This is a genomic window from Micromonospora sp. NPDC049679 (assembly GCF_040659735.1).
In the GTDB taxonomy this organism is placed as follows: Bacteria; Actinomycetota; Actinomycetes; order Mycobacteriales; family Micromonosporaceae; genus Micromonospora_I.
This window is the reverse complement of sequence record NZ_JBFANZ010000011.1, coordinates 25,702-47,618: the sequence shown is the minus strand read 5'-3', so window position 1 is coordinate 47,618 and position 21,917 is coordinate 25,702. Positions and strand designations below refer to the sequence as shown.

Sequence of the window (21,917 nt, the reverse complement as noted above, 5' to 3'; positions counted from 1 at the left end):
GGGTCGACCGTCGTGGTGATCATCACCTCCAGCAGCGACGCGCCGGGGCCCGCGCGGCGATCCGTTTCTCCGCCACTGCGCCGACATCCCGTGGCCTCGGCCGCGGACCGGACCGCGAACCGGGCGGCCGCGAAACGTGATGTACGTCAGATGTCGCATGCCCCATGACCGACGCACCCTGGTCAGGACGGGTCTGATTGCTCGGGAGACCGCCCGGCCGCCGGGCTAGTGTGACCCGACGCACAGTCAAACGCGCCGGTTGCACGGCCCTGGCGCCCCTGAGAGGAACAAGACCGCATGGTGTCCCTGGACCAGTTACCCGAGATCAGGACGGACCTCTTCATCGACGGCGCCGTGCAGACCGCCGACGACGCGCTGCGCGTCGTCGATCCCGCCGACGGCGTATCCGTCGTCGGCTACGCGGCAGCGGCGAGCGCCAAGCAGGCCGAGTCCGCGGTGGCCGCCGCGCACCGCGCCTTCCCCGCCTGGGCGGCGCGCAGCCCGCAGGACCGGGCGGCGCTGCTGACCGCGGCGCTGGCGCCGCTGGAGGCCGACCGGCCGGCGACGGCAGAGGTCCTCACCCGCGAGAACGGCAAGATCCGGATGGAGTCGTTCATCGACTCGATCGTGTTCGCGCACCGGTTCAACCTGGCGACCGGCCTCGCTGACGAGCTCAACCACGTCACGCACCTGCCGGCGCCGCCGTACAACACGCAGATCTCGTACCTGCCGCTCGGCGTCGTGACGATCATCGTCCCGTTCAACTGGCCGCTCGCGATCCTCGCCGCCTCCCTGCCGCAGGCGCTGCTCGCCGGCAACACCGTCGTGGTGAAGCCGCCACCGTCCGCGCCGCTGGCCACCGTCCGCACGGTCCAACTGGTGGCGCAGCTCCTCCCGCCGGGCGTGCTCAACGTCGTCACGGGCGCGGACGCGGAGATCGGTGCGGCGCTGATCTCCGACTCCCGGGTCAAGAAGGTCTGCTTCACCGGCAGCGTGAGCGGTGGCAAGCGGATCATGGCGATGGCGTCGGAGTCCCTCACCCGGGTGGCGCTGGAGCTGGGCGGCAACGACCCGGCGCTGGTGCTGGCCGACGCCGATCTCGGGCCGGAGGCGATGCAGCGGCTGTTCAGCGGCACGTTCGACTCGACCGGCCAGATCTGCATGGCGACCAAACGGCTGTACGTCCACCGCTCGCGGTACGACGAGGTGGTCGAGGGCCTGTCCGGCATCCTCTCGGGCCAGCGCCTGGGCCACGGCCTGACCGAGGGTGTGACGATGGGCCCGCTGCACAGCCGGCGGCAGCTCGAGTACGTCCAGGAGCTCGTGGCGCAGGCCCGCGAGTCCGGCGCCGAGGTGCGGGAATTCGGCGAGCTGCCGGGCGAGTACCCGGGCGGCAACTTCCTCCGGCCGTCGCTGGTGCTCGACCCGCGCGACGAGGCCCGCGTGGTGGTCGAGGAGCAGTTCGGCCCGACGCTGCCGATCCTGCCGTTCGACGACGAGGACGACGCCGTCGCCCGCGCCAACGACACCTGGTCCGGCCTCTGCTCGTCGGTCTGGACCGAGGACCGCGACCGCGCCGCCGCGATCTCGGCCCGGCTGCGCACCGGGTACACGTTCGTCAACTCCCACGGTGCCGCGCACCTCGACGAGCGGGCGCCGTTCGGCGGGTTCGACCAGAGCGGCATGGGCCGGGAGATGGGCATCGAGGGCGTCCGCGAGTTCATGGACACGCACGCCGTCGGCTTCCCCGCCTGACGGGAGGCGCTTCACCGGCACGACGCCATCGTGCTCGGGTAGCCGGGCGTCCAGTCGGACGCGGACACACGGGTGACCTCAACAGCCCTTGGTTGTCGATCTTCTTGCGGTGACAGGAAGACGATGGCCAAGGGCTGTTTCCGTGCTCCTGCGCGCTTCTAACCGTCGCGGGTGGTGGCGCCGCGGGACGTGGCGTTGTCGGGCGTCAGCACGATCCGACGGGCGGCTGACCACCGTCGTCCGCTGTCGCGGCGGCGTCGACCGGTCATCGTGCCGGCTGAGTCCACATCGCGGGACGGCGTCCAGAACTTTTGACGATGTCGCCAAGCGTGGCGAGTTCATCCAGCGGGCCGACGAGATGCCCTGGTCACGCCTCAACGGCGTCCAGTTCGCCCGAATATCCCCTAATCCCCTAACGCTACGCCCTAACCCGACCGGATAAGACTGGGGTCCACCCCCGATGTCCGGTAGCGCCGTTTTGACCTACGGTCGATCGCGGTCCGGACGATCGCCTGTCCGAGACCAGTCCTACCGACGACCCTCGAGGAGACCGGCTACATGAGTGCGAGCGCCAGCACAAATTCGACCGCCGACGTGAACTCGACCGCTGCCCCCGCTTCGTCCGGCAACACGGGAGCAACCGTCGACACGAGCTCGACCGCCAGCGTGGATTCCACCACCAGCGTGGGCTCGATCGGCGACCTGGGCGTAGTGGCCGACACCGTGTCGCCGCAGAGCCTGCAGGATTTCGTACTCGGCCTGATCACGAACGTCGACGCCCGTGCGGCGTACGACGCGGACCCGCAGGGCGCGCTGCACAACGCGGGCCTCGCCGACGTGACCCCGGCCGACGTGCAGGACGTCGTACCGCTGGTCGCCGACTACGTTCCGGTGCAGGGCATCACGTCCCTGCTTGCCGGCGACAGCCTCGCCGTCAGCGTGACCGCCACCGTTGACCAACTCGGGCTCAGCGGCGTGACCGGCACCCTCGGTGGCACCCTCGACGGAGTCGGCCTCAGCGGCGTGACCGACACGGTCAACAGCACCCTCGACGGCGTCAGCCTCGGCGGCGTGACCGGACTGGTCGGCGGCGTGACCACCGACCCGGCCACCACCCTCGACAGCACCATCGGCGGGCTCGGCCTCAGCGGCGTCACCGACACCGTCGGCGGACTCGGCCTCGGCGGCGTGACCGGTGACCTCGGCGGCACCGTGCACGGTGTCACCGGCCTGGTGGGCGGCATGACCACCGACCCGGCCGCCACCCTCGACAGCACCATCGGCGGGCTCGGCCTGAGCGGCGTGACCGGCGTGACCGGCGACCTCGACGGCACCGTCCACGGCGTGACCAGCCTGGCCGGCGGCGTCACCGGCGGTGTCACCGGCGACTTCGACGGCAGCATCGTCGGCGGACTCGGCCTCACCGGCGTCACCGACACCGTCGACGGACTCGGCCTCGGCGGCGTGACCGGCGACCTCGGCGGCACCGTCCACGGCGTCACCGGCCTGGTCGGCGCGACCGGCGACCTCGACAGCACTGTCGGTGGACTCGGCGTCACCGGCGTGACGGGCGGCCTCGGCGACACGGTGCACGGCGTCGGCAGCATCACGGGTGATCTCGGGGTCCAGGGCGACGCGCACGGCAGCGCGGACGGTGCGCTGCTGGGGGGCCTGACCGGCGGCCTGCTCTAGCCGAAGCGTCCCTGCTCACTACGGAGGCCGGGAACGCCCATCGCGCGTTCCCGGCCTCCGTATGGGTGTGGTCTGCCTGCTGTTCGCCCACACGGCGTGACGACGACCTGGTCCGCGAGGAGGCGTCTCGAAGTGCCTGCCGAAACGCGCGGTTCCACGGCCACCCCGCACGCGGGCGCCGGGGTGGCCGCCGTTATGGTCAGCCCGGGCCAGCGAGGGAGGATTGACGGTGGCGGACGCGGAACTCCTCGTCGAGGTGACCGGGCCGGTCGCCACGATAGTGATCCACCACGCCGGCCGGCGCAACGCGATGACGCCCGCGATGTGGCGGCAGTTGCCGGCGCTGCTCGACGGCCTGGAGACTGACCCGTCGGTGCGCGCCCTGGTGCTCACCGGGGCCGGCGACACGTTCTGCGCCGGTGCCGACCTCGGGGATCTGGACGAGCTGCTGGACGCCGGGGACGCGAGCATCGCGGTCGCCGCCGAGGAGCGGCTGGCCGCCTTCGCCAAGCCGACGGTCGCGGCGGTGCGGGGCGCGTGCGTGGGCGGCGGGTGTCAACTCGCCGTCGCCTGCGACCTGCGGATCGCCGCCACCGACGCCCGGTTCGGGGTGCCACCGGCCCGGCTCGGCCTGGTCTACCCGGCACCCACCACCCGAAGGCTGGCCCGACTTGTCGGCCCGGCCGCCGCCAAGCAGCTGCTCTTCACCGCCGAGCTGATTGACGCCGAGCGGGCGCTGCGGGTCGGCCTGGTCGACGAGGTGCTGCCGATCGAACGGCTCGCCGGCCGCGTCGAGGAGATCACCGCCGCCGTGACAGCCCGGTCTCAGCTGAGCGTCACCGCCGCCAAGGAGATCATCGACGACCGGGCCGACCAGGAGCGGATCGCCTGGTGGCACCGGCAGGTCCGGGACAGCGGCGAGGCCCGTGAGGGGGTTGCGGCGTTCAACGAGCGCCGTCCGCCGCGTTTCGACTGGGTGCCGCCGGCCCCGCGCTGACCGCCGCGATCTGCCGTCACCTGGCGTCGCGCGGGCCTGCGCTCAACGCGGCACCTGTGGATCCTTCGACTGCCAGGGCCAGCGACCCTCCAGTTCGACTTGGAGCGACATACTCAGGAACGTGCGGACCGCGACGACACCGGCCAGCACCCCCACGCTCTGGAATGTGGGCGAGATCGCTACCGTCCTGATGATGTCGCCGGCGACGAGGAACTCCAGTCCCAGCAGAATCGCCCGGCCCACGCCTTGCCGGTATGGCGTGTAGACGTCGGTCAGCTGACGCCTCCGCACGAAGCGGTAGACGAACGCAGCGGTGGCGACGAGCGTTCCTACGGCGATGACGATCACGCCGGCGAGATCCAGCAGCGCACCCGTCATGTCAATGACGTTCCTCACCGGCACCCCGCACCCCCGTTTTGAAGCTACACAGCCCATTCGTGGCGCACGTGCGTTTCGGTGGCAGTGGCGGATGCGGCCCCGGGCCGGGCCGGCGCTCACGATGCCACGGGATTTCGGGGTCAGGGCGCCGCCCTACGAGTTTCGTGCCGACCTCGTCCGGTGATGCGCTGCGGCTTCGTCCTGTGGCCCAGTGCGGCGGCGAGGTCGCCGAGATGGCGAGCCACCGGGCCGAACGTGAGGACGCCGCTCCCCGCTCCGGGCCACTCGGCAGCGGCAGGCAGGAGCTGGGTGTGGGCTTACTCCATTGTGGCGCGGTCACCGACGGCCAGAGCCGCCCGGGCGATGAGGCAGACCCGCGCTTCGCGGAGCAGGTCCTGCGGCGACTCCGGAAGCGCCCGCAGCACGGCGGCGGCGTCGGCGCGACCCGCTGACAGCAGGATCAAAGGGCGCACCCAGAAAGGGGCAGCAGACCGTCCGCAAACTTGTGCACGCTGAGACAAAAGTTCATCAACGCCAGATCAAAGGATGGACGCCTGTATCGATAGCCGATAATCTTCACGCTCATCAATCCGATGTTTTAGGCGTGTGACATCGTCGGCGTCGATGGGCAGCCTGGGCTCGGGCCGACGGTTGCCTCAACCCCCATCCCTTCCGCGGTCGACCGTCGGACACTCCCAACTCCTGTAGGAGGAACGATGGGCAACCGACTGCTGCGCCGATCCCGCGGTCCTGTCCTGGCTTCGATCGCACTCGTCCTCGCCGCCGGCTTCTGGGCCACCCCCGCGGCCGGCGCCCCACCCGCCCAGGAGCCGGGCGTCACGCTGCGCGTCTTCGACGTGCAGGTGCCGCTCAACGAGCTCTGCACCCTGAAGCCGGCGCAGACTCCGAACGTCGACAAGCTGATGTCCACCGTCAACTGGACGTCCACGGCCGACTTCGGGTTCGACAACTACTTCGTCGCGCAGGTGCTCGGCAACATCAACATCAGCCAGGCCGGCAGCTACACCTTCCGGCTGACCAGCGACGACGGATCGAAGCTGTCGATCGACAACTCGGTGGTCGTCAACCACGACGGCCTGCACGGCCCCACGCCCAAGGACGGCACGGTCACGCTGACGACGGGGTACCACGCGCTGCGGATCGACCATTTCGAGCGCGATGGCGGACAGCAGATCACGTTGGAGTGGAAGACCCCCGCGTCGTCCTCCTTCGTCGTCGTACCGAACTCGGTGTTGAGCACCGACGCGGGCGTGGTGCGGGTGACCGCGCCGGGCAGGAAGGAGTGCCAGGGGGTTACCGACTCCCCCGGCGACGGGCTGCCACTCACCGGCGTACACCCGAGCTACACCCTGACCAATCTGCGGCCCAACGGCTTCCAGCCGAAGGTCACGGGCATGGACTGGCTCGCCGACGGACGCCTGGTGATCTGCACCTGGGGCGGCAGCGACCAGTCGGGCACCTCGCAGGACGGCGAGGTGTACATCCTCGGCAACACCGGCGGCTCGACCGGGCCCGGCAGCGTCACTGCCAAGAAGATCGCGAGCGGGCTCAAGGAGCCGATGGGTCTGAAGATCGTCGACGGTGTGGCCTACGTGTCGGAGAAGCAGCGACTGACCCGGCTCGTCGACACGAACGGCGACGAGGTCGCCGACCAGCACCAGACCGTCGCCACCTGGCCGTACGGCGGCAACTTCCACGAGTTCGCCTTCGGCCTGCTCTACGACGACGGGTACTTCTACCTGAACCTCTCGGTGTCGATCAACTCTGGCGGGGCGACCACGGACCCGCAGCCGGCACGGAACCGCGGCACCACGATCAAGGTGCACAAGGACACGGGTGCGCTCTCCTACGTCGCGGGCGGCCTGCGCACCCCGCACGGCATCGGGTGGGGGCCGGACGACGGCATCTTCGTCACCGACAACCAGGGTGGCTGGCTGCCGTCGTCCAAGCTGCTGCACATCAAGCAGGACCGTTTCTTCAACCACTACATGAACCCGGCCGGCCCGTTCGACGGCAACCCGGTGACGCCCCCGGTGCTCTGGATGCCGCAGAACGAGATCGCCAACTCCCCCAGCGCCCCCGTGCTCGTACCGTCCGGCACGTACGCGGGGCAGATGCTGATCGGTGACGTGACCTACGGCGGCATCCAGCGGGCATTCCTGGAGAAGGTCAACGGGGAGTACCAGGGTGCGCTGTTCCGGCTCACCCAGGGCTTGGAGGCGGGCGTCTCCGAGGTCCACCTGGGTCCGGACGGCGCGATCTACGTCGGGGGCCTCGGCGCCGGCGGCAACTGGGGCCAGTCCGGCAAGCTGTCGTACGGCCTGCAGAAGCTGACGCCCAACGGCGGCAGCACCTTCGACATCCTCGCCATGCGGGCCACCGCCGGCGGTTTCGAGCTGGAGTACACCCAGCCGCTGTCGGCGGAGACCGCGGCCAACCTGGCCAACAGCTACAAGGTCAAGCAGTGGCGCTACCAGCCCACCGCCAGCTACGGCGGCCCGAAGCTCGACGAATCGAGCCTCACCGTCACCTCGGCCACGTTGTCCGCCGACGGCAGGAAGGTCACCCTCAACGTCGAGGGCCGCAAGGCGGGCCACGTCGTGTACGTGCGGTCACCGCGCCCGTTCACCTCGACCACCGGCCAGTCGCTGTGGAGCACCGAGGCCTGGTACACGCTGAACGTCATCCCCGGCAGCACCCCGCCGCCGAGCGGCGGCACCAACCTGGCGCTCAACAAGCCGGCCACCGCGGACAGTTCCTGCGCCGCCACCGAGGGCCCGGCCAAGGCCGTCAACGGCAGCGTCTCCGGCGGCAACGGCGACAAGTGGTGTTCGAAGGGGGCGATGAAGTACCTCCAGGTCGACCTCGGGTCGAACCAGAACGTGAACAGGTTCGTCGTCAAGCACGCCGGCGCCGGCGGCGAGAACACGACCTGGAACTCGAAGGACTTCACCATCCAGACGAGCGGCGACGGCACGAACTGGACCACCAGGACGACGGTCACGGGCAACACCGCGAGCACCACCACGCACGACATCGCCGCGGTCGCGGCCCGCCACGTCCGGCTGAACATCACCGCGCCGACCAGCACGACCGACCCGGCCGCCCGGATCTACGAGTTCGAGGTGTACAGCATCTAGGCCGGAGGGCGGCCGACCGTAACGCGGCCACCGCGCCGGAGACCTGGCAGACGTACGACATCTGGCTCGAACCCCTCAGCTGACCTGGCCGAACGCACGACGGCTCAGGGCCCCCCGGTCGGGGCCCTGAGCCGTCGTGCGACCGTCCGCCGTTGGCGGCCAGCGTGGAGGTCGCCGGCAGGAGCCGTCATCCATTGACACACGTTGTTAACAGTTGGAAAGCTGTGAGAGCGCTCTCAGACCATCCCCCGCACCGAGGAGTTCTCGTGGGTATCCGAAGAAAGCTGCTGTCCGCCGTCTCCGCGCTGGTCGCCGCCATCCCGGTAACCGTCGTCGCGTCCCCCGCGCAGGCCGTCGGTCCGGCGCTGCTGCCCGTCACGGTCACCAACAACACCGGACGCGGCGACGCCGTGCACCTGTACGTGATCGGCATTCAGCTCTCCAGCGGCCGCCTCGGCTACGTCAATCAGGGCGGCACGTTCATCCCGTGGTCCGGCGGGCAGAACCCGCCGTCGCCGGCACCGGACGCCTCGATCCCGGGCGCCGGCAACGGCGGTAGCACCACAATCCAGTTCCCGCGCGGCTTCTCCGGCCGCGTCTACTTCTCGTTCGGCGAAAAGCTCAAGTTCTTCCTCACCCCGAACGGCCTGGTGCAGCCCGCGCCGTGGGCCGGCGGCGACCCGAACCGCGACATTCTGTTCGACTGGAGCGAGTTCACCTACAACGACGCGGGCCTGTGGCTGAACAGCTCCCAGGTCGACATGTTCGCGGTGCCGCACGCCGTCACGGTGACCGGCGCCAACGGCGCCACCAAGCGCACCGGTGACGTCGTCAACAACGGCCGCAACGCCATCATCGACGGGATCCGGTCGCAGGCCGGCTGGGCGAACACGGTCTACACCCGGTCCGACGGGACGGTGCTACGCGTGCTGGCACCGGGCAAGGCGGCCGGCGCCGGCCTGCTCAACGCCACCTACCTGGACCCCTACATCGCCTCGGCCTGGAACGCGTACACGACCAAGACGTTGACCGTGGTGCCATTCGGCGACCAGCCGAACGTCCGCTACTTCGGACGGACCTCCGGCAACGTCATGACCTTCACCAACAGCGCCGGCCAGGTCGTCGCCTCCTTCAACCGCCCGTCCTCGGCGAGCGTCTGGGGTTGCGACGGGGACCTGCCCGCCCCCAACGACCAGGTGGTCGGCCCGATCTCCCGCACGCTCTGCGCGGCACTCAACCGGGGCACGCTCGGCACCCTCGACACGCAGCCCAGCACGAACGCCGCCGAGTTCTACCGCAACAACCCGACGAACCACTACGCCCGCGTCATCCACGCCAACATGAGCGACGGCAAGGCCTACGCGTTCGCCTTCGACGACGTCGGCGCCTTCGAGTCACTGGTCCACGACGGCGACCCCCGCGCGGCCGGCCTGATCCTGAGCCCGTTCGGTCCCGGCGGCGGCGCACCGGGAAACCCGGGCGGCGCCGTGCCGGTGCTGAGCAACTGGAACAACAAGTGCATCGACGTGCCGAACTCGAACTTCGTCGACCGCGCCCGGCTGCAGATGTGGACCTGCAACGGCACCAACGCCCAGAAGTGGACATTCACCGGCAACGCGATCCAGAGCCAGAACAACAAGTGCATGGACGTGGACGGCGGGGCGACCGGAAACGGCGCCGTCGTCCAGCTCTACACCTGCAACGGCAGCGGGGCGCAGCAGTTCACGCTGAACGCCGCGGGCGACCTGGTCAACCTTCAAGCCAACAGGTGCGTGGACATCAAGGACCGCAACGGTAACGACGGCGCCGTGCTCCAGCTCTGGGACTGCGCGGGCAGCGCGAACCAGAAGTGGCGCAAGGGCTGAGTTCTGACTCGAACGGCGGGTCGGCGCACGGCGCGGGCCCGCCGCCCGTGTCGGTGGAGCACGTCAGTCTGCGCGGTGGCGTACGAAATCAGGGCAACCGCCGAAAGTGGACACCGACGTGCCGTCCGGAGTGGAGCCCCGAGAGACTCAGTCCACGGGTATGGATCTGAGCCTCTCGGGGCCGGTCACCACTGAGTGGCGACGTAGGTGGTCTCCAGGTACTCCTCGATGCCCTCGTAACCGCCCTCGCGGCCGAGCCCCGACTCCTTGACCCCGCCGAACGGGGCGGCGGGGTCGGAGACCAGGCCGCGGTTGAGGCCGACCATCCCGACCTCGAGCCTTTCGCAGATCCGCAGCCCGCGGGCGAGGTCACCGGTGTAGACGTAGGCGGAGAGCCCCATATTGGTGTCATTGGCCAACCGGAGCGCCTCGTCTTCGTCGGCGACCGGGATGATCGGCGCGACCGGCCCGAAGATCTCGTCCCTGCCCGCCGGGGCGTCCGGCGGGACGTCGGTGAGCACCGTGGCGGGGTAGAAGAAGCCCGCCCCGCTGTGGCGGGTACCGCCGAGGAGGAGCTTGGCCCCCGCCGCGACGGACTCAGCGACCCGCCGGGCGATGCCATCGACCTGCTTGGCGTTGACCATCGGGCCGAGTTGGGTTTCCTCGTCCGTGCCGGGTCCCATGCGCAGCGCGCCCATCGCGGCGGCCAGCCGGTCGGCGAACGCTGCGGCGACCCCCTGCTGGACGAAGAACCGGTTGGCCGCGGTGCAGGCCTGTCCGCCGTTGCGCATCTTGGCCAGCATCGCCCCCTCCACCGCGGCGTCGAGGTCGGCGTCGTCCAGGACGATGAACGGGGCGTTCCCGCCGAGTTCCATCGAGGTGTTGACGATCCGGTCGGCCGTCTGCTTGAGCAGGACGCGCCCGACCCCGGTCGAGCCGGTGAACGACAGCTTCCGTACCCGGCTGTCCGCGAGCGCCCACTCCACCAGCTCCCCGGGCCGGTCGGTGGTCAGCACGTTGACCACGCCGTCCGGGACGCCGGCCTCGGCCAGCAGCTGACCCAGCAGCAGCGCGGTCAACGGGGTGTCCTCGGCCGGCTTGAGCAGCACCGTGCAGCCGGCGGCCAGGGCCGGGGCGATCTTGCGGGTGGCCATCGCGGCCGGGAAGTTCCACGGGGTGAGCAGCAGTGCCACGCCGACCGGTCTCTTGAACGTGAGGATCCGGTTGGCGCCCGACGGCGCGGTCCGCAGTTCGCCGCCGATGCGTACGGCCTCTTCGGAGAACCAGCGGAAGAACTCCGCCGCGTAGGTGACCTCGCCACGGGCGTCGCTGCGCGACTTCCCCATCTCCAGCGACATCAGGTACGCGAGGTCCTCGCGCCGGGCGATCATCAGCTCGAACACGCGGCGCAGCACCTCCGCCCGCTCCCGCGGTGCGGTGGCGGCCCAGCCGGGCAGCGCGGCGGAGGCGGCCTCGACCGCCCGGGCCACGTCGTCCTGTCCGGCGCGGGGCACACGCGCGATCTCGGCACCGGTCGACGGGTTGAGCACGGCGAAATCGCCCTGGACGCCCGCGGACCAGCGACCGCCGATGAGCATGTCCGTGGGGGTCCCGGTGGGCAACGTGGCGCTCATGCGTGCGCCGCCAGGGCGGCCTCGATGATGTCGAGCCCCTCGTTGAGCAGGTCGTCGCCGATCACCAGCGGCGGCAGGAAGCGCAGCACGTTGCCGAACGTGCCGGCGGTGAGCGTGACCAGGCCCTCGCGGTGGCAGGCGGCCGAGATCTGGGCGGTCAACGCGGGGTTGGGCTGCGTGGAGCCGTTGCCCTGCACCAGCTCGACCGCCAGCATCGCGCCGCGTCCGCGGACGTCGCCGATGACGTCGTATGTGACGGCCAGGTCCCGCAGCCGGGGCAGCATCACGGCCTCGATGCGCTTGGCGGCCCCATTGAGGTCCTCGGCGCGCATCGTTTCGATCGCGGCGAGCGCCGCCGCGCAGGCCACCGGGTTGCCGCCGTAGGTGCCGCCCAGCCCACCGCCGTGCACGGCGTCCATCAGCTCGGCGCGACCGGTGACCGCCGCGAGCGGCAGGCCGCCGGCCATGCCCTTCGCGGTGGTGACCAGGTCGGGAACGATGCCCTCATGCTCCGAGGCGAACCAGTCGCCGGTACGGCAGAAGCCGCTCTGGATCTCATCGGCGATGAACACGATGCCGTGCTGGCGGCACCAGTCGGCCACCTTCGGCAGGAAGCCCGGCGCGGGGACGATGAAACCGCCCTCGCCCTGGATCGGCTCGACGATGACGGCGGCCACATTGGTCTCGCCCACCTGGGCGTGCACCTGCTCGACAAACGCGGCGAACGCCTCCTCGGCGCACCGCTCGGGCCCGGTCGGCCACCGGTACGGGTAGGCCATCGGCGCCCGGTAGACCTCGCCGGCGAACGGCCCGAAGCCATGCTTGTACGGCATGGACTTCGCGGTGAGCGCCATGGTGAGGTTGGTGCGGCCGTGGTAGGCGTGGTCGAAGGCGATCACGGCGGTCCGGCCGGTGGCGTGCCGCGCCACCTTGATCGCGTTCTCCACCGCCTCGGCGCCCGAGTTGAACAGCGCCGAGCGCTTGGCGTGGGTGCCGGGCGTCAGTTCGTTGAGCGCCTCGCAGACCGCCAGGTACTCCTCGTACGGCGTGACCATGAAGCAGGTGTGCGTGAAGTCGCCGACCTGGTCGCGCACCGCCTCCACCACGCGGGGCGCGGAGTTCCCGACGGAGGTCACCGCGATGCCGGAACCGAAGTCGATCAGCTGGTTGCCGTCGACGTCGACGAGGATGCCGCCACCTGCGCGTTCGATGTAGACCGGCAGGGTCGTGCCCACGCCGGACGCCACCGCGGCGCGCTTGCGGGCCTGCAGCTCTTGCGAACGCGGGCCGGGGATCTCGGTGCGCAGCAGGCGGTGCTGGGGAACGGTGCTCACGTCAGTCTCCATTGGATCGTCGTGCGGTGCTGAGGGAGAAGGTCAGAAGTCGATGCTGTGCATGACGTGCTTGATCCTGGTGTAGTCCTCCAGGCCGTACATCGAGAGGTCCTTGCCGTAGCCGGAGTGCTTGAACCCGCCGTGCGGCATCTCGGCCACGATCGACATGTGGCAGTTGACCCAGACGCACCCGAAGTCCAGCCGCCGCGCGACCCGCATCGCCCGCCCGTGGTCACGCGTCCAGACGCTGGAGGCGAGCCCGAACTCCACGTCGTTGGCCCACCGCACGGCCTCGTCCTCGTCACCGAACTGCTGCACGGTGATCACCGGGCCGAAGACCTCGGTCTGGCTGAGCTCGTCGTCCTGCCGGAGCCCGCCCACCACCGTGGGCTGCCAGAAGTAACCCCTGTCGCCGAGGCGGGAGCCGCCGGCGAGCACGCTGGCGTGGTCGGGCAGCCGCGACACCAGCCCACTGACGTGGGCGAGCTGATTGGCGTTGTTCAACGGGCCGTACAGGACATCGGTGTCGGTCGGCGGTCCGGTCCGCGTGTTCCGTGCCTGCTCGGCGAGGGCCGCCGCGAACTCGTCGGCTATCTTCGCGCTGACCAGCACGCGGGTCGCTGCCGTGCAGTCCTGCCCGGCGTTGAAGTACCCCGCGCCCGCGATCCCCTCGGCGGCGGCCTCGACGTCCACGTCGTCGAACACGATCACCGGCGCTTTGCCGCCGAGTTCGAGGTGCACCCGCTTCAGGTCCCGGGCCGCGGTGGACGCCACCTCGTACCCGGCCCGCGTGGAACCGGTGATCGACACCATCGCCGGCGTTTTGTGGGACACGACCGCACGGCCGGTGTCGCGGTCACCGCACACGACGTTCAGTACGCCCGGCGGGAAGAACTCCGCGGCGATCTCGGCCATCAGCGCGCTGGTGACCGGGGTGGTGTCGCTCGGCTTGAGCACCACGGTGTTGCCCGCGGCGACGGCCGGCGCGAACTTCCACACGGCCATCATCATCGGGTAGTTCCACGGTGCGACCTGCCCGACCACCCCGACCGGTTCGCGGCGTACGTAGGACGTGTGCCGCGCCAGGTACTCGCCGGCGCTCTTGCCTTCGAGCAGGCGCGCGGCGCCGGCGAAGAAGCGGATCTGGTCGACCGACGGGCCGAGTTCCTCGGCGGCGGTCAGCTCGAGCGGCTTGCCGGTGTTCTCGCTCTCCGCGGCCACCAGCTCCGCGCCGCGCGCCTCCAGGGCGTCGGCGAAGCGCAACAGCGCCCGCTGCCGCTCGGCCGGGGTGGTGTCGCGCCAGGTCTCGAAGGCCCGGGCGGCGGACGCGTAGGCGCGTTCGACGTCCTCGGGTGCGGAGATCGGGGCGCTGCCGAAGACGTCGCCCGTGGACGGGTCGATCAGGTCCGCGGTACGGCCGTCGGCGGCGCCGACCAGCTCACCGTCGATGACGTTCAACACTCGGCGGGTCATGGTGCTCCTCAATGGTTCTATGCGGTGAGGTCGAGGATGGTGCGCAGCCCGACCGCGTTGCGGAGGTCGCTGAACGCGGCGTCGACGTCGTCGAGTGACCGGGTGGCGCCGATCAGGGCGTCCAGCGGGAGGCTGCCGGATCTGTACAGCCGCGCGATGCGGGGGAAGTCGACGGCGGGCACGCTGTTTCCGTAGTTGCAGCCCAGCACCGCTTTGCCGGCGTCGGCCAGGTCGAACGGGTCGATGCTGGCGCGTACCCCCTCGGCCGGCATTCCCACCAGGACCGCCTGTCCCCCGCGGCCGACCAGCGTGGGCAGCAGGGCGATGGTCTCGGCTCGGCCGATCGCCTCGAAGGCGTGGTCGGCTCCGCCGCCGGTGATCGATGCGACGTGGGCCGCCAGGTCCGGGTCATCGCCGCGCAGCAGGTGGGTGGCACCGAGGCTGCGCGCGTGCTCGAGCCGCTCGTCGGAGAGGTCGACCGCGACTATCGGGTCGGCCCCCACGAGCGCCAGTCCGAGCAGGATCGCCTGGCCGACGCCGCCGCAGCCGATGACCACGGTGCTGTCGCCGGGGCGCACCCGCGCGGTGTTGAGGACCGCGCCCACCCCGGTCGTCACCGCGCATCCGATGAGCGCGGCCACCCCGGCAGGTACGTCAGCGGGGACCGCCACGGCCGCCGACTCCGGAACGACGGTCGCGTCAGCGAAGGTACCGAGCCCGAGGAACGCGTGCACCGGAGCGCCATGGGCGTCTGACAGCGAGGTCCGGCCGTCGGGTAGCAGGTGGCTGGTCGACTGCGTCCCGGTGCACAGCCAGGCCCGGCCCTGCCGGCACTGCCGGCAGCGACCACACTGCGCGTACCAGGAGAGCGCGACGTGGTCGCCGGGGCGCAGTGTGCTGACGTCGGGACCGACGGCCTCGACGATCCCGGCGCCTTCGTGGCCCAGCACCATCGGCAGCGGGGCGGTCCACTCACCGGCGGCGACGTGCAGGTCCGAATGGCACACGCCGCTGGCGGTCAGCCGGACCCGGACGAGGTCCCCGCTGAGCTCGATGAGCTCCAGCGGGGCCTCGATCGTCCGGGCGCCGGCTTCCGTCAGTACCCGTGCTCTGGTCACGGGGTCTCCGCTGCCTGCATGGCGCCCAGTTCCCGGTCGCTGGCCGCTTCGGCGTTCTGCTCGTTCGCGAGGTCCAGGGAGCGGCTGAGCAGGAGGTAGACCACCCCGGTGACGACCAGTCCGACGAGCCACGCGATGTCGACGCCGCCCATCTGCTCAGCCAGCGGCCCGGTGTAGCTCCAGCTACCGAGCTCCGGCAGCACCATGAACGGGATCTCGACCAGAAGGCCGATCGCGTAGGCGGTCAGGCCCCGCCAGCCCCACGAGCCGTAGATGCCGCGCGGGTTGAACATGTCGGTGATGGCGTAGTGCCCGCGACGGACGACGAAGAAGTCCATGAGGTTGGCGGCGGTCCACGGCACCAGCAGGTAGAGCATCAACGTCAGCGCGGTGAACACGGTGCTGACCGAGTCGGTCGTGATCGACTTGGCGATCGCGAACCAGACGACCGAGAGAACCAGGATGGTGATCACGCGGGCGGCACGCGTCGGCTTGATCGGCCGGACCGAGTCGACGGCGGTGAGCACCGTGAGCATGCCGCCGTACGCGTTCATGCCCATCGTGGCGGCCAGCGCGAGCGCGGAGAGCAGTGCCACCGCCTGACCCAGGTGCGGGATCACGTTGTTGCCCGCGGTCTGAAGCCCGGCCAGGCCGTCCTCGGCGCCGAGCCGGATCGCCAGCCACGCGCCGAGCGAGATCAGCCAGATCGCCGCCCCGGAGGCCCCGAAGAAGACGGAGGCGATGACCGCACGGGGCTTCGTCGAGGCCGGCAGGTAGCGGGAGTAGTCCGATACGTAGGGCGCGTACGTGATGTTGTAGGCCGCCGACGCGGACAGCTGCGCCATGAAGGCCACCCAGGTGAACCCGTACTGGGTGTCGCTGGGCGCACCGCCGCCGTGGCCGGTCACGATCCCGATGGTCACGATCACCATCAGCGGCAGCGACACGTAGAGCAGGGCGCGGAACGCCTTGTGCACCCAGTCGTGACCGAAGATCGCCAACACGGCGGCCGCGACGGTGACGATGATGGCGACGAGATCGGCGTTCCAGCCGAACGCGCTGTGCAGGCCGTCGCCGAGCAGGACCTGGTCGGTGACGTTGAACGCCAGGTAGGTGAAGAGCGTGGCGAGCAGCGGGATGAGTACGCCGCGGTAGCCGAACTGGGCCCGCGACTGGATCATCTGCGGCAGCCCGAGCGTCGGCCCCTGCGAGGCGTGGAACGCCATGAAGATCGTGCCGATGACGATGCCGAGCGCCCCGGCGAGGATGGTCCAGCCCAGGGACAGCCCCATGCTGGGACCGATGAAGCCGATCGGGATCGAGAAGTACTGGAAGTTGCCGAGGAACCACAGCGGCGCCTGGTGCCACAGGCGACCGTGGCGCTCCTCATCGGGTACCCAGTCGATCGAGCGGACCTCGATGAGCGGCGGCGCGGCGGCGGGCGTCGGCGATAGGTCTGATGCCACCGGACAACTCCTCAGGAAATGGGTGCCACAGCACGGGGTGCGAAGTTGCCCAATGTTGAACTGAATTTGCCTAGCAGTCAACCATCCTTGCCTACAAGTCAACTCAGTCGTTGTCGCGGACACCCGTTCGGTGCCGTTGTTCCGGGCGAGGATGTCCGGTTACCGAACGCATCCCGGCGAGGTGGCGGTGGCCCGTCAGGCCGAGGTGTCCCACGACGCGGGAGCGATGACCCACATGACCTCCGCGCTCCGGGCGCGGTCGGGATTGAGCCAGCTGTGCGGCTCCCGCCCGGAGAAGGTGATGGTGTCCCCGGCGCCGAGCCGCTGGGTGTTGCTGCTGAACACGACGTCGATCGTGCCCTTGAGGACGTGGAGGACCTCGAGTTCGCAGTTGAGCGTGTACAACTCGGCACCGCCGGTGCCCTCCGGCTCGATCACGGACCGGATGACCTGCAGCCGCGCCTGACCGCGCGGGGTCAACAGCCGCTCGTCCGCGCCGGCGCCGGTCAGCTGGATACGCGGGGCGTCGGACCGACGCACCACATCGGTCTGCGGGGTCTCGAACAGCGTGCCGATCGGAAGAGACAGAACCTCGCAAATGGTTACTAAGGTGGTTACGCTCGGCGAGGTCTCGTCACGTTCGATCCGGCTGATGAAACCCTTGGTCACCTCTGCGCTGACGGCGACCTGGTCGATGGTCAGCCCCTGTCGCTGGCGGGCGGCGCGCAGCCGCGCCCCGATGCGCAGCCTGCCGTTACTGGGAGAGACCGGGACGGATTTCACCGCAGCACCTTTCCTTGTCGCACTTTCCCTGTCCCGACGTGGCCGGGGCGCGACGGGTCCCACCGGGACGCGGGAAGACCATTGGACCAGAAACGCCAGCCGATGGCACGTTTACTTACTTGCAACTCGTGTTGCACGCATGGCAACATCAGCGGGGCCGGCGGCGCAACGGTGACGCCGGCGATTGGTGACGCAGATGGCCGACCCTCGGAGGGTAGTCATGCAGGTTGCGAGGTCCGATGATGCTGGGCGCGACGTGCCGCTCGGGCGGCCGTCGGTGGACGTGATCTCGTGAGCGCCGCAGCGCGGTCCGCCGAGCACGACGACGTGCTCGCCGCGGCCCGGGCGCTGGTCGCGGCATTCGGCGCGCATGACGTCGCACGGTATTTCGCCAGCTTCGACGAGAACGCCAGCTTCGTGTTCCACAACAACGACGAGGTGATCACCTCCCGCTCGCGCTACGAGCAGATCTGGCGCGGCTGGGAACGGGACGGATTCAAGGTCCTGGGGTGCCGCTCGCTCGATCAGCGGGTGCAGGTGGTGGGCCCCGACGTCGCCATCTTCACCCACCGCGTACGCACGCGCGTGGCCGGAGAAGCGGCGGAACTACGGGAGCGGGAGACGATCGTGTTCCGCCGTGACAGCGGCGGAACGTGGCTCGGGGTGCACGAGCACCTGTCCGTCGACCCTCGAACCGGAGACGCGTGACGGGATGACACCGGTACAGGTCGCCTGTTGTCAGGTCCGACTCGCGGTCGGAGACGTCGACGGCAACCGGGACCGGGTACGACGCGCTGTCGAGGCCGCCGCCGCGGCGGGCGCCCGCATCATCGTGCTCCCGGAGCTCGCCAACAGCGGCTACGTCTTCACCGACGCCGCCGAGGCGCGGTCACTGGCGGAGCCGATCGACGGGCCGACGGTCACCGGGTGGAGCGAACTCGCTCGGCGGCTCGACGTGCTCCTCGTGGGAGGGTTCTGCGAGCTGGACGCGGACGGCCGGGTGCGCAACTCGGCCGTGGTCGTGGACGCCACCGGGGTCCGGGCGGTCTACCGCAAGGCGCATCTGTGGGACCGCGAGAAGTTCGTGTTCACCCCGGGCGACGCCGCGCCGGCTGTCGTCGACACCGCGTACGGGCGCATCGCGGTGATGATCTGCTATGACCTGGAGTTCGCGGAGTGGATCCGGCTGGCGGCACTGCAGGGGGCACAGTTGCTGTGCGCCCCGGTCAACTGGCCGCAGTTGCCACGACCCGAGGGTGAGCGCCCGAGCGAGATCGTCCGGGTGCAGGCGGCCGCGGCGACGAACCGCATCTTCGTCGCGGTCGCCGACCGGGCCGGCGACGAGCGGGCTGTCGGATGGGTCGGCGGGACAGTGATCGTCGACCCGGACGGCTGGCCGCTGCGCGATCTCGCCCTCGGCCGCGAGGCGACCGTCACGGCGACGCTCGACCTGGACGCGGCCAGGGACAAACACATCAGCGAACACAATGACGTACACGCCGACCGGCGTCCGGAGCTATACACCGCCCTGGCGCGCACGCACATCGAGGACTTCCATGACTGAGAACCCGCCCCGCGTCGTCTCCGGCGACCACGTCGGCCCGGTCGACGCCAGCGTCCTGCCGCGCTTCGCCGGCCCTGCGACGTTCGCCCGGCTGCCCCGTATCGACGAAGTGTCCGATCTGGATGTCGCCATCGTCGGCGTACCGTTCGACGCCGGAGTCAGCTACCGGCCCGGCGCACGCTTCGGCCCGTCCCACGTGCGTGAGTCCTCGCGCCTGCTGCGCCCCTACAACCCCGCGCTCGACGTCGAACCGTTCGGCCGCCAACAGGTCGCCGACGCCGGCGACATCGCGGCGAACCCGTTCTCGATCGAGGAGGCCATCATCGAGATCGAGAGGGGCGCACGGCACCTGCTCGAACGCTCGAACCGGCTGCTCACCATCGGCGGGGACCACACCATCGCGCTCCCCCTGCTGCGGGCCATGGCGGCGAAGCACGGACCGGTCGCGGTGGTGCACTTCGACGCCCACCTCGACACCTGGGACACCTACTTCGGCGCGGCGTACACCCACGGCACCCCGTTCCGTCGGGCGTCCGAGGAGGGGATTCTCGACAGGTCCGGCTGCATGCACGTCGGCATCCGTGGCCCGCTCTACTCGTCGGCCGACCTGACCGACGACGTCGAGCTCGGGTTCCAGATCGTGCACGCGCGGGAGATGGAGGACATCGGTACGCGCGGTGTCGTGGAGCGCATCCGGGAGCGGGTCGGTGACCGTCCGGTCTACGTCTCGGTCGACATCGATGTCCTCGATCCGGCCTTCGCGCCCGGCACCGGCACGCCCGAGTCGGGCGGCCTGCTCAGCCGTGAACTGCTCGCCATCCTCCGCTCGTTCGCCACGCTGAACCTGGTCGGTGCCGACATCGTCGAGGTCGCGCCCGCGTACGACCATGCGGAAATCACCGGCATCGCCGCGTCCCACGCCGCGTACGAGCTCCTCTCCGCCATGGCCTTCCGCGAGGTCGACGCCCGTGTCGGATCGGTTGACGCGTCGCCCCGTGCTCCGCAGTTCCGTCAGATCGCGCCGGCGAGTACGTCTGACGCAGCGGCGACCCGTAGCCCGGCCGGAGCTTCGACCACAAGTTCGTCGTAACCGCGCGGGCATCCACTCCGGGCCGCTGCTACTACCATGGGCAGATTGCCGGCTGGCACGGAGGACAGACGGGTGCGCATCGAGGTTTTCGCCGGACGTTGCTCGTGGGTGGGGTGACCGACCGGGCCCGTCCCGCGATGCCGCGACGTCGACGCCTGACGCTCCTGGCCGCCGCGGCCGTGGTCGCGCTGCTTCTCGTGAGCGCCCCCTGGGTGTGGACGAAGATATCCGCGCACGGCCACGTGTACGACGAGGCCAACGCGCCGGCCGCGGATGTCGTCATCGTCCTGGGTACCGAGGTGGCGGCGGACCGCCGTCGACCGGCGGCGCGGCTCGCCGGCCGCCTGGAGACCGCCGCCGAGCTGGTGCACAGTGGGCGGGCTCGGGTGATCCTCGTGTCGGGCGACGGCGGCGGGGCGTCCGGCGACGAGCCGGCGGCGATGACGTCGTACCTGACCGAGCTCGGTGTCGATCCGCGGCGCGTCGTGGCCGACCCGTCCGGCCTGGACACCTACGACAGCTGCGCGCGGGCGCGCGAGGTCTACGGGGTGAGCCGAGCTTTGATCGTGACGCAGTCCTATCACCTGTCGCGGGCGGTAACGCTGTGTCGGCGCCTCGGCCTCGACGTCGACGGAGTGACCGCCCGCTGCGACGGCTGCGCCGCCACGTTGCTCGCCGGAAAAGCGGTCCGCGACTACTTCGCCAGTGGGAAGGCGGCATGGGACGCGGTACGGCGTAGGCCGCCAGCGGTCCACTCGCCCGAAAGCCCGGCAGTCCAGGACGCACTACGGGTCAGCTGAGCGGGCCACGACGTGCACCGTCGCGCGGTTGGCTTCCTGCCCCGCCGGGTGGTAGCGGGCCAGCGAGATCGTCAGGCCCGGGCGCAGCCCGCCCGGAGCGATCCTCGGCAGGTGCCAGCGCAGGACGCACGCCCCCGCCCAGTCCCCGACGGCCCGTGGGCACACCCTCGTTGAGACCGATCGGCGCTGCCCGGCCCGCCGGGATGCCCATACGAACTTGATCGGAGCGGGCAGGTGCGTAACGTGCGGGGGTAAACGCCGACGCGAAGAGGAGATTTCATGTCGAAGCCACCGCTTCCCGCACCCGCGGTCGCCATGCTGCAGAAACCGAACCCCGCCGTCATCACCACACTCCGACCCGATGGCCAGCCGGTGTCCGCGGCCACCTGGTACCTGTGGGACGACGGCCGGATCATGGTGAACATGGACGAGGGCCGGCGCCGACTGAGCCATGTCCGAAATGACCCTCGGGTTTCACTCACGGTGATGGATGAGGGCGGCTGGTACACCCACGTCAGCATCATCGGGCGCGTCACGGAACTGCGCGAGGACGATGGCCTCACGGACATCGACCGACTGTCACAGCACTACACGGGACGGGCGTATCCACAGCGGGATCGCGCTCGGGTCAGCGCCTGGATCGAGATCGACCGCTGGCACGGCTGGGGCGCGCTCAAAGACAGCAGCCAGGCCGGCTGACGTCAATGCCCGGTGGGCGCGCGACGTCATTGGCAGCTAAGGCGCCAACGTTGGGGGGTGCCCGCCGACCGGCTCGGTCGGCGGGCACCCGTGGAATGGGTCGTCACC

18 protein-coding genes are annotated in these 21,917 nt (G+C 70.3%); 10 read left to right on the top strand and 8 right to left on the bottom strand.

Annotated features, from left to right (window positions below):
- Positions 1-297: 297 nt before the first annotated feature.
- The 3 genes from AB0J06_RS09760 to AB0J06_RS09750 all read left to right on the top strand — a co-directional run bounded on the left by AB0J06_RS09760 (position 298) and on the right by AB0J06_RS09750 (position 4,444).
- Complete coding sequence (locus AB0J06_RS09760; RefSeq protein WP_357426602.1) at positions 298-1,755, top strand: aldehyde dehydrogenase family protein; 1,458 nt, start codon at positions 298-300, stop codon at positions 1,753-1,755.
- A 558-nt stretch (positions 1,756-2,313) separates the two neighbouring features.
- Entirely contained in the window at positions 2,314-3,447 is a 1,134-nt protein-coding gene (locus AB0J06_RS09755) for an IniB N-terminal domain-containing protein (RefSeq protein WP_357426600.1), read from the top strand.
- A 223-nt stretch (positions 3,448-3,670) separates the two neighbouring features.
- Positions 3,671-4,444 carry an enoyl-CoA hydratase/isomerase family protein gene (locus AB0J06_RS09750; RefSeq protein WP_357426598.1) on the top strand — a complete coding sequence of 258 codons (774 nt, stop codon included), beginning with the start codon at positions 3,671-3,673 and terminating at the stop codon, positions 4,442-4,444.
- 42 nt (positions 4,445-4,486) lie between these two features.
- On the opposite strand, the gene AB0J06_RS09745 is transcribed toward AB0J06_RS09750, so the two are convergent.
- Together AB0J06_RS09745 and AB0J06_RS09740 are read right to left on the bottom strand one after the other, a co-directional pair.
- The gene (locus AB0J06_RS09745; RefSeq protein ID WP_357426596.1) at positions 4,487-4,822 is read right to left on the bottom strand and encodes a DUF1622 domain-containing protein; all 336 of its coding nucleotides are present in this window, start codon (positions 4,820-4,822) and stop codon (positions 4,487-4,489) included.
- 317 nt (positions 4,823-5,139) lie between these two features.
- A complete protein-coding gene (locus tag AB0J06_RS09740) occupies positions 5,140-5,295 on the bottom strand; it encodes a hypothetical protein (protein WP_357426594.1) in 156 nt (51 codons plus the stop codon).
- 243 nt (positions 5,296-5,538) lie between these two features.
- On the opposite strand from AB0J06_RS09740, the gene AB0J06_RS09735 reads away from it, so the two are divergent.
- On the top strand, positions 5,539-7,983 hold the full coding sequence (locus tag AB0J06_RS09735; RefSeq protein WP_357426592.1) for a PA14 domain-containing protein: 2,445 nt from the start codon (positions 5,539-5,541) through the stop codon (positions 7,981-7,983).
- A gap of 266 nt (positions 7,984-8,249) precedes the next feature.
- Positions 8,250-9,848: a beta-1,3-glucanase family protein gene (locus tag AB0J06_RS09730; protein WP_357426590.1), complete on the top strand. Its 1,599-nt coding sequence runs from the start codon at positions 8,250-8,252 to the stop codon at positions 9,846-9,848.
- A 185-nt stretch (positions 9,849-10,033) separates the two neighbouring features.
- On the opposite strand, the gene AB0J06_RS09725 is transcribed toward AB0J06_RS09730, so the two are convergent.
- The 6 genes from AB0J06_RS09725 to AB0J06_RS09700 all read right to left on the bottom strand — a co-directional run bounded on the left by AB0J06_RS09725 (position 10,034) and on the right by AB0J06_RS09700 (position 17,656).
- A complete protein-coding gene (locus AB0J06_RS09725; RefSeq protein ID WP_357426588.1) occupies positions 10,034-11,482 on the bottom strand; it encodes an NAD-dependent succinate-semialdehyde dehydrogenase in 1,449 nt (482 codons plus the stop codon).
- Positions 11,479-12,816 (bottom strand): 4-aminobutyrate--2-oxoglutarate transaminase, encoded by a 1,338-nt coding sequence (gene gabT, locus AB0J06_RS09720; protein WP_357426586.1) that lies wholly within the window; start codon positions 12,814-12,816, stop codon positions 11,479-11,481. Before gabT ends, AB0J06_RS09725 begins: the two co-directional genes overlap by 4 nt.
- 42 nt (positions 12,817-12,858) lie before the next feature.
- The gene (locus AB0J06_RS09715; RefSeq protein WP_357426584.1) at positions 12,859-14,289 is read right to left on the bottom strand and encodes a gamma-aminobutyraldehyde dehydrogenase; all 1,431 of its coding nucleotides are present in this window, start codon (positions 14,287-14,289) and stop codon (positions 12,859-12,861) included.
- Positions 14,290-14,306: 17 nt separating this feature from the next.
- The gene (locus AB0J06_RS09710) at positions 14,307-15,407 is read right to left on the bottom strand and encodes a Zn-dependent alcohol dehydrogenase (RefSeq protein WP_357426582.1); all 1,101 of its coding nucleotides are present in this window, start codon (positions 15,405-15,407) and stop codon (positions 14,307-14,309) included.
- Entirely contained in the window at positions 15,404-16,873 is a 1,470-nt protein-coding gene (locus tag AB0J06_RS09705; RefSeq protein WP_357426580.1) for a cytosine permease, read from the bottom strand. The genes AB0J06_RS09710 and AB0J06_RS09705 overlap by 4 nt, the downstream gene beginning before the upstream one ends.
- Before the next feature lie 195 nt (positions 16,874-17,068).
- The gene (locus AB0J06_RS09700) at positions 17,069-17,656 is read right to left on the bottom strand and encodes a helix-turn-helix domain-containing protein (protein ID WP_357426578.1); all 588 of its coding nucleotides are present in this window, start codon (positions 17,654-17,656) and stop codon (positions 17,069-17,071) included.
- A gap of 291 nt (positions 17,657-17,947) precedes the next feature.
- Between AB0J06_RS09700 and AB0J06_RS09695 the strand changes: the two genes are divergently transcribed.
- The 5 genes from AB0J06_RS09695 (at position 17,948) to AB0J06_RS09675 (ending at position 21,809) form a co-directional block, all read left to right on the top strand.
- A complete protein-coding gene (locus AB0J06_RS09695; RefSeq protein WP_357426576.1) occupies positions 17,948-18,364 on the top strand; it encodes a nuclear transport factor 2 family protein in 417 nt (138 codons plus the stop codon).
- 4 nt (positions 18,365-18,368) lie between these two features.
- The gene (locus AB0J06_RS09690; RefSeq protein ID WP_357426574.1) at positions 18,369-19,220 is read left to right on the top strand and encodes a nitrilase-related carbon-nitrogen hydrolase; all 852 of its coding nucleotides are present in this window, start codon (positions 18,369-18,371) and stop codon (positions 19,218-19,220) included.
- Entirely contained in the window at positions 19,213-20,310 is a 1,098-nt protein-coding gene (gene speB, locus AB0J06_RS09685; protein WP_357426572.1) for an agmatinase, read from the top strand. The genes AB0J06_RS09690 and speB overlap by 8 nt, the downstream gene beginning before the upstream one ends.
- Before the next feature lie 137 nt (positions 20,311-20,447).
- On the top strand, positions 20,448-21,110 hold the full coding sequence (locus tag AB0J06_RS09680) for an ElyC/SanA/YdcF family protein (protein ID WP_357426570.1): 663 nt from the start codon (positions 20,448-20,450) through the stop codon (positions 21,108-21,110).
- Between the two features lie 279 nt (positions 21,111-21,389).
- Positions 21,390-21,809: a PPOX class F420-dependent oxidoreductase gene (locus AB0J06_RS09675; protein WP_357426569.1), complete on the top strand. Its 420-nt coding sequence runs from the start codon at positions 21,390-21,392 to the stop codon at positions 21,807-21,809.
- Positions 21,810-21,917 lie beyond the last annotated feature (108 nt).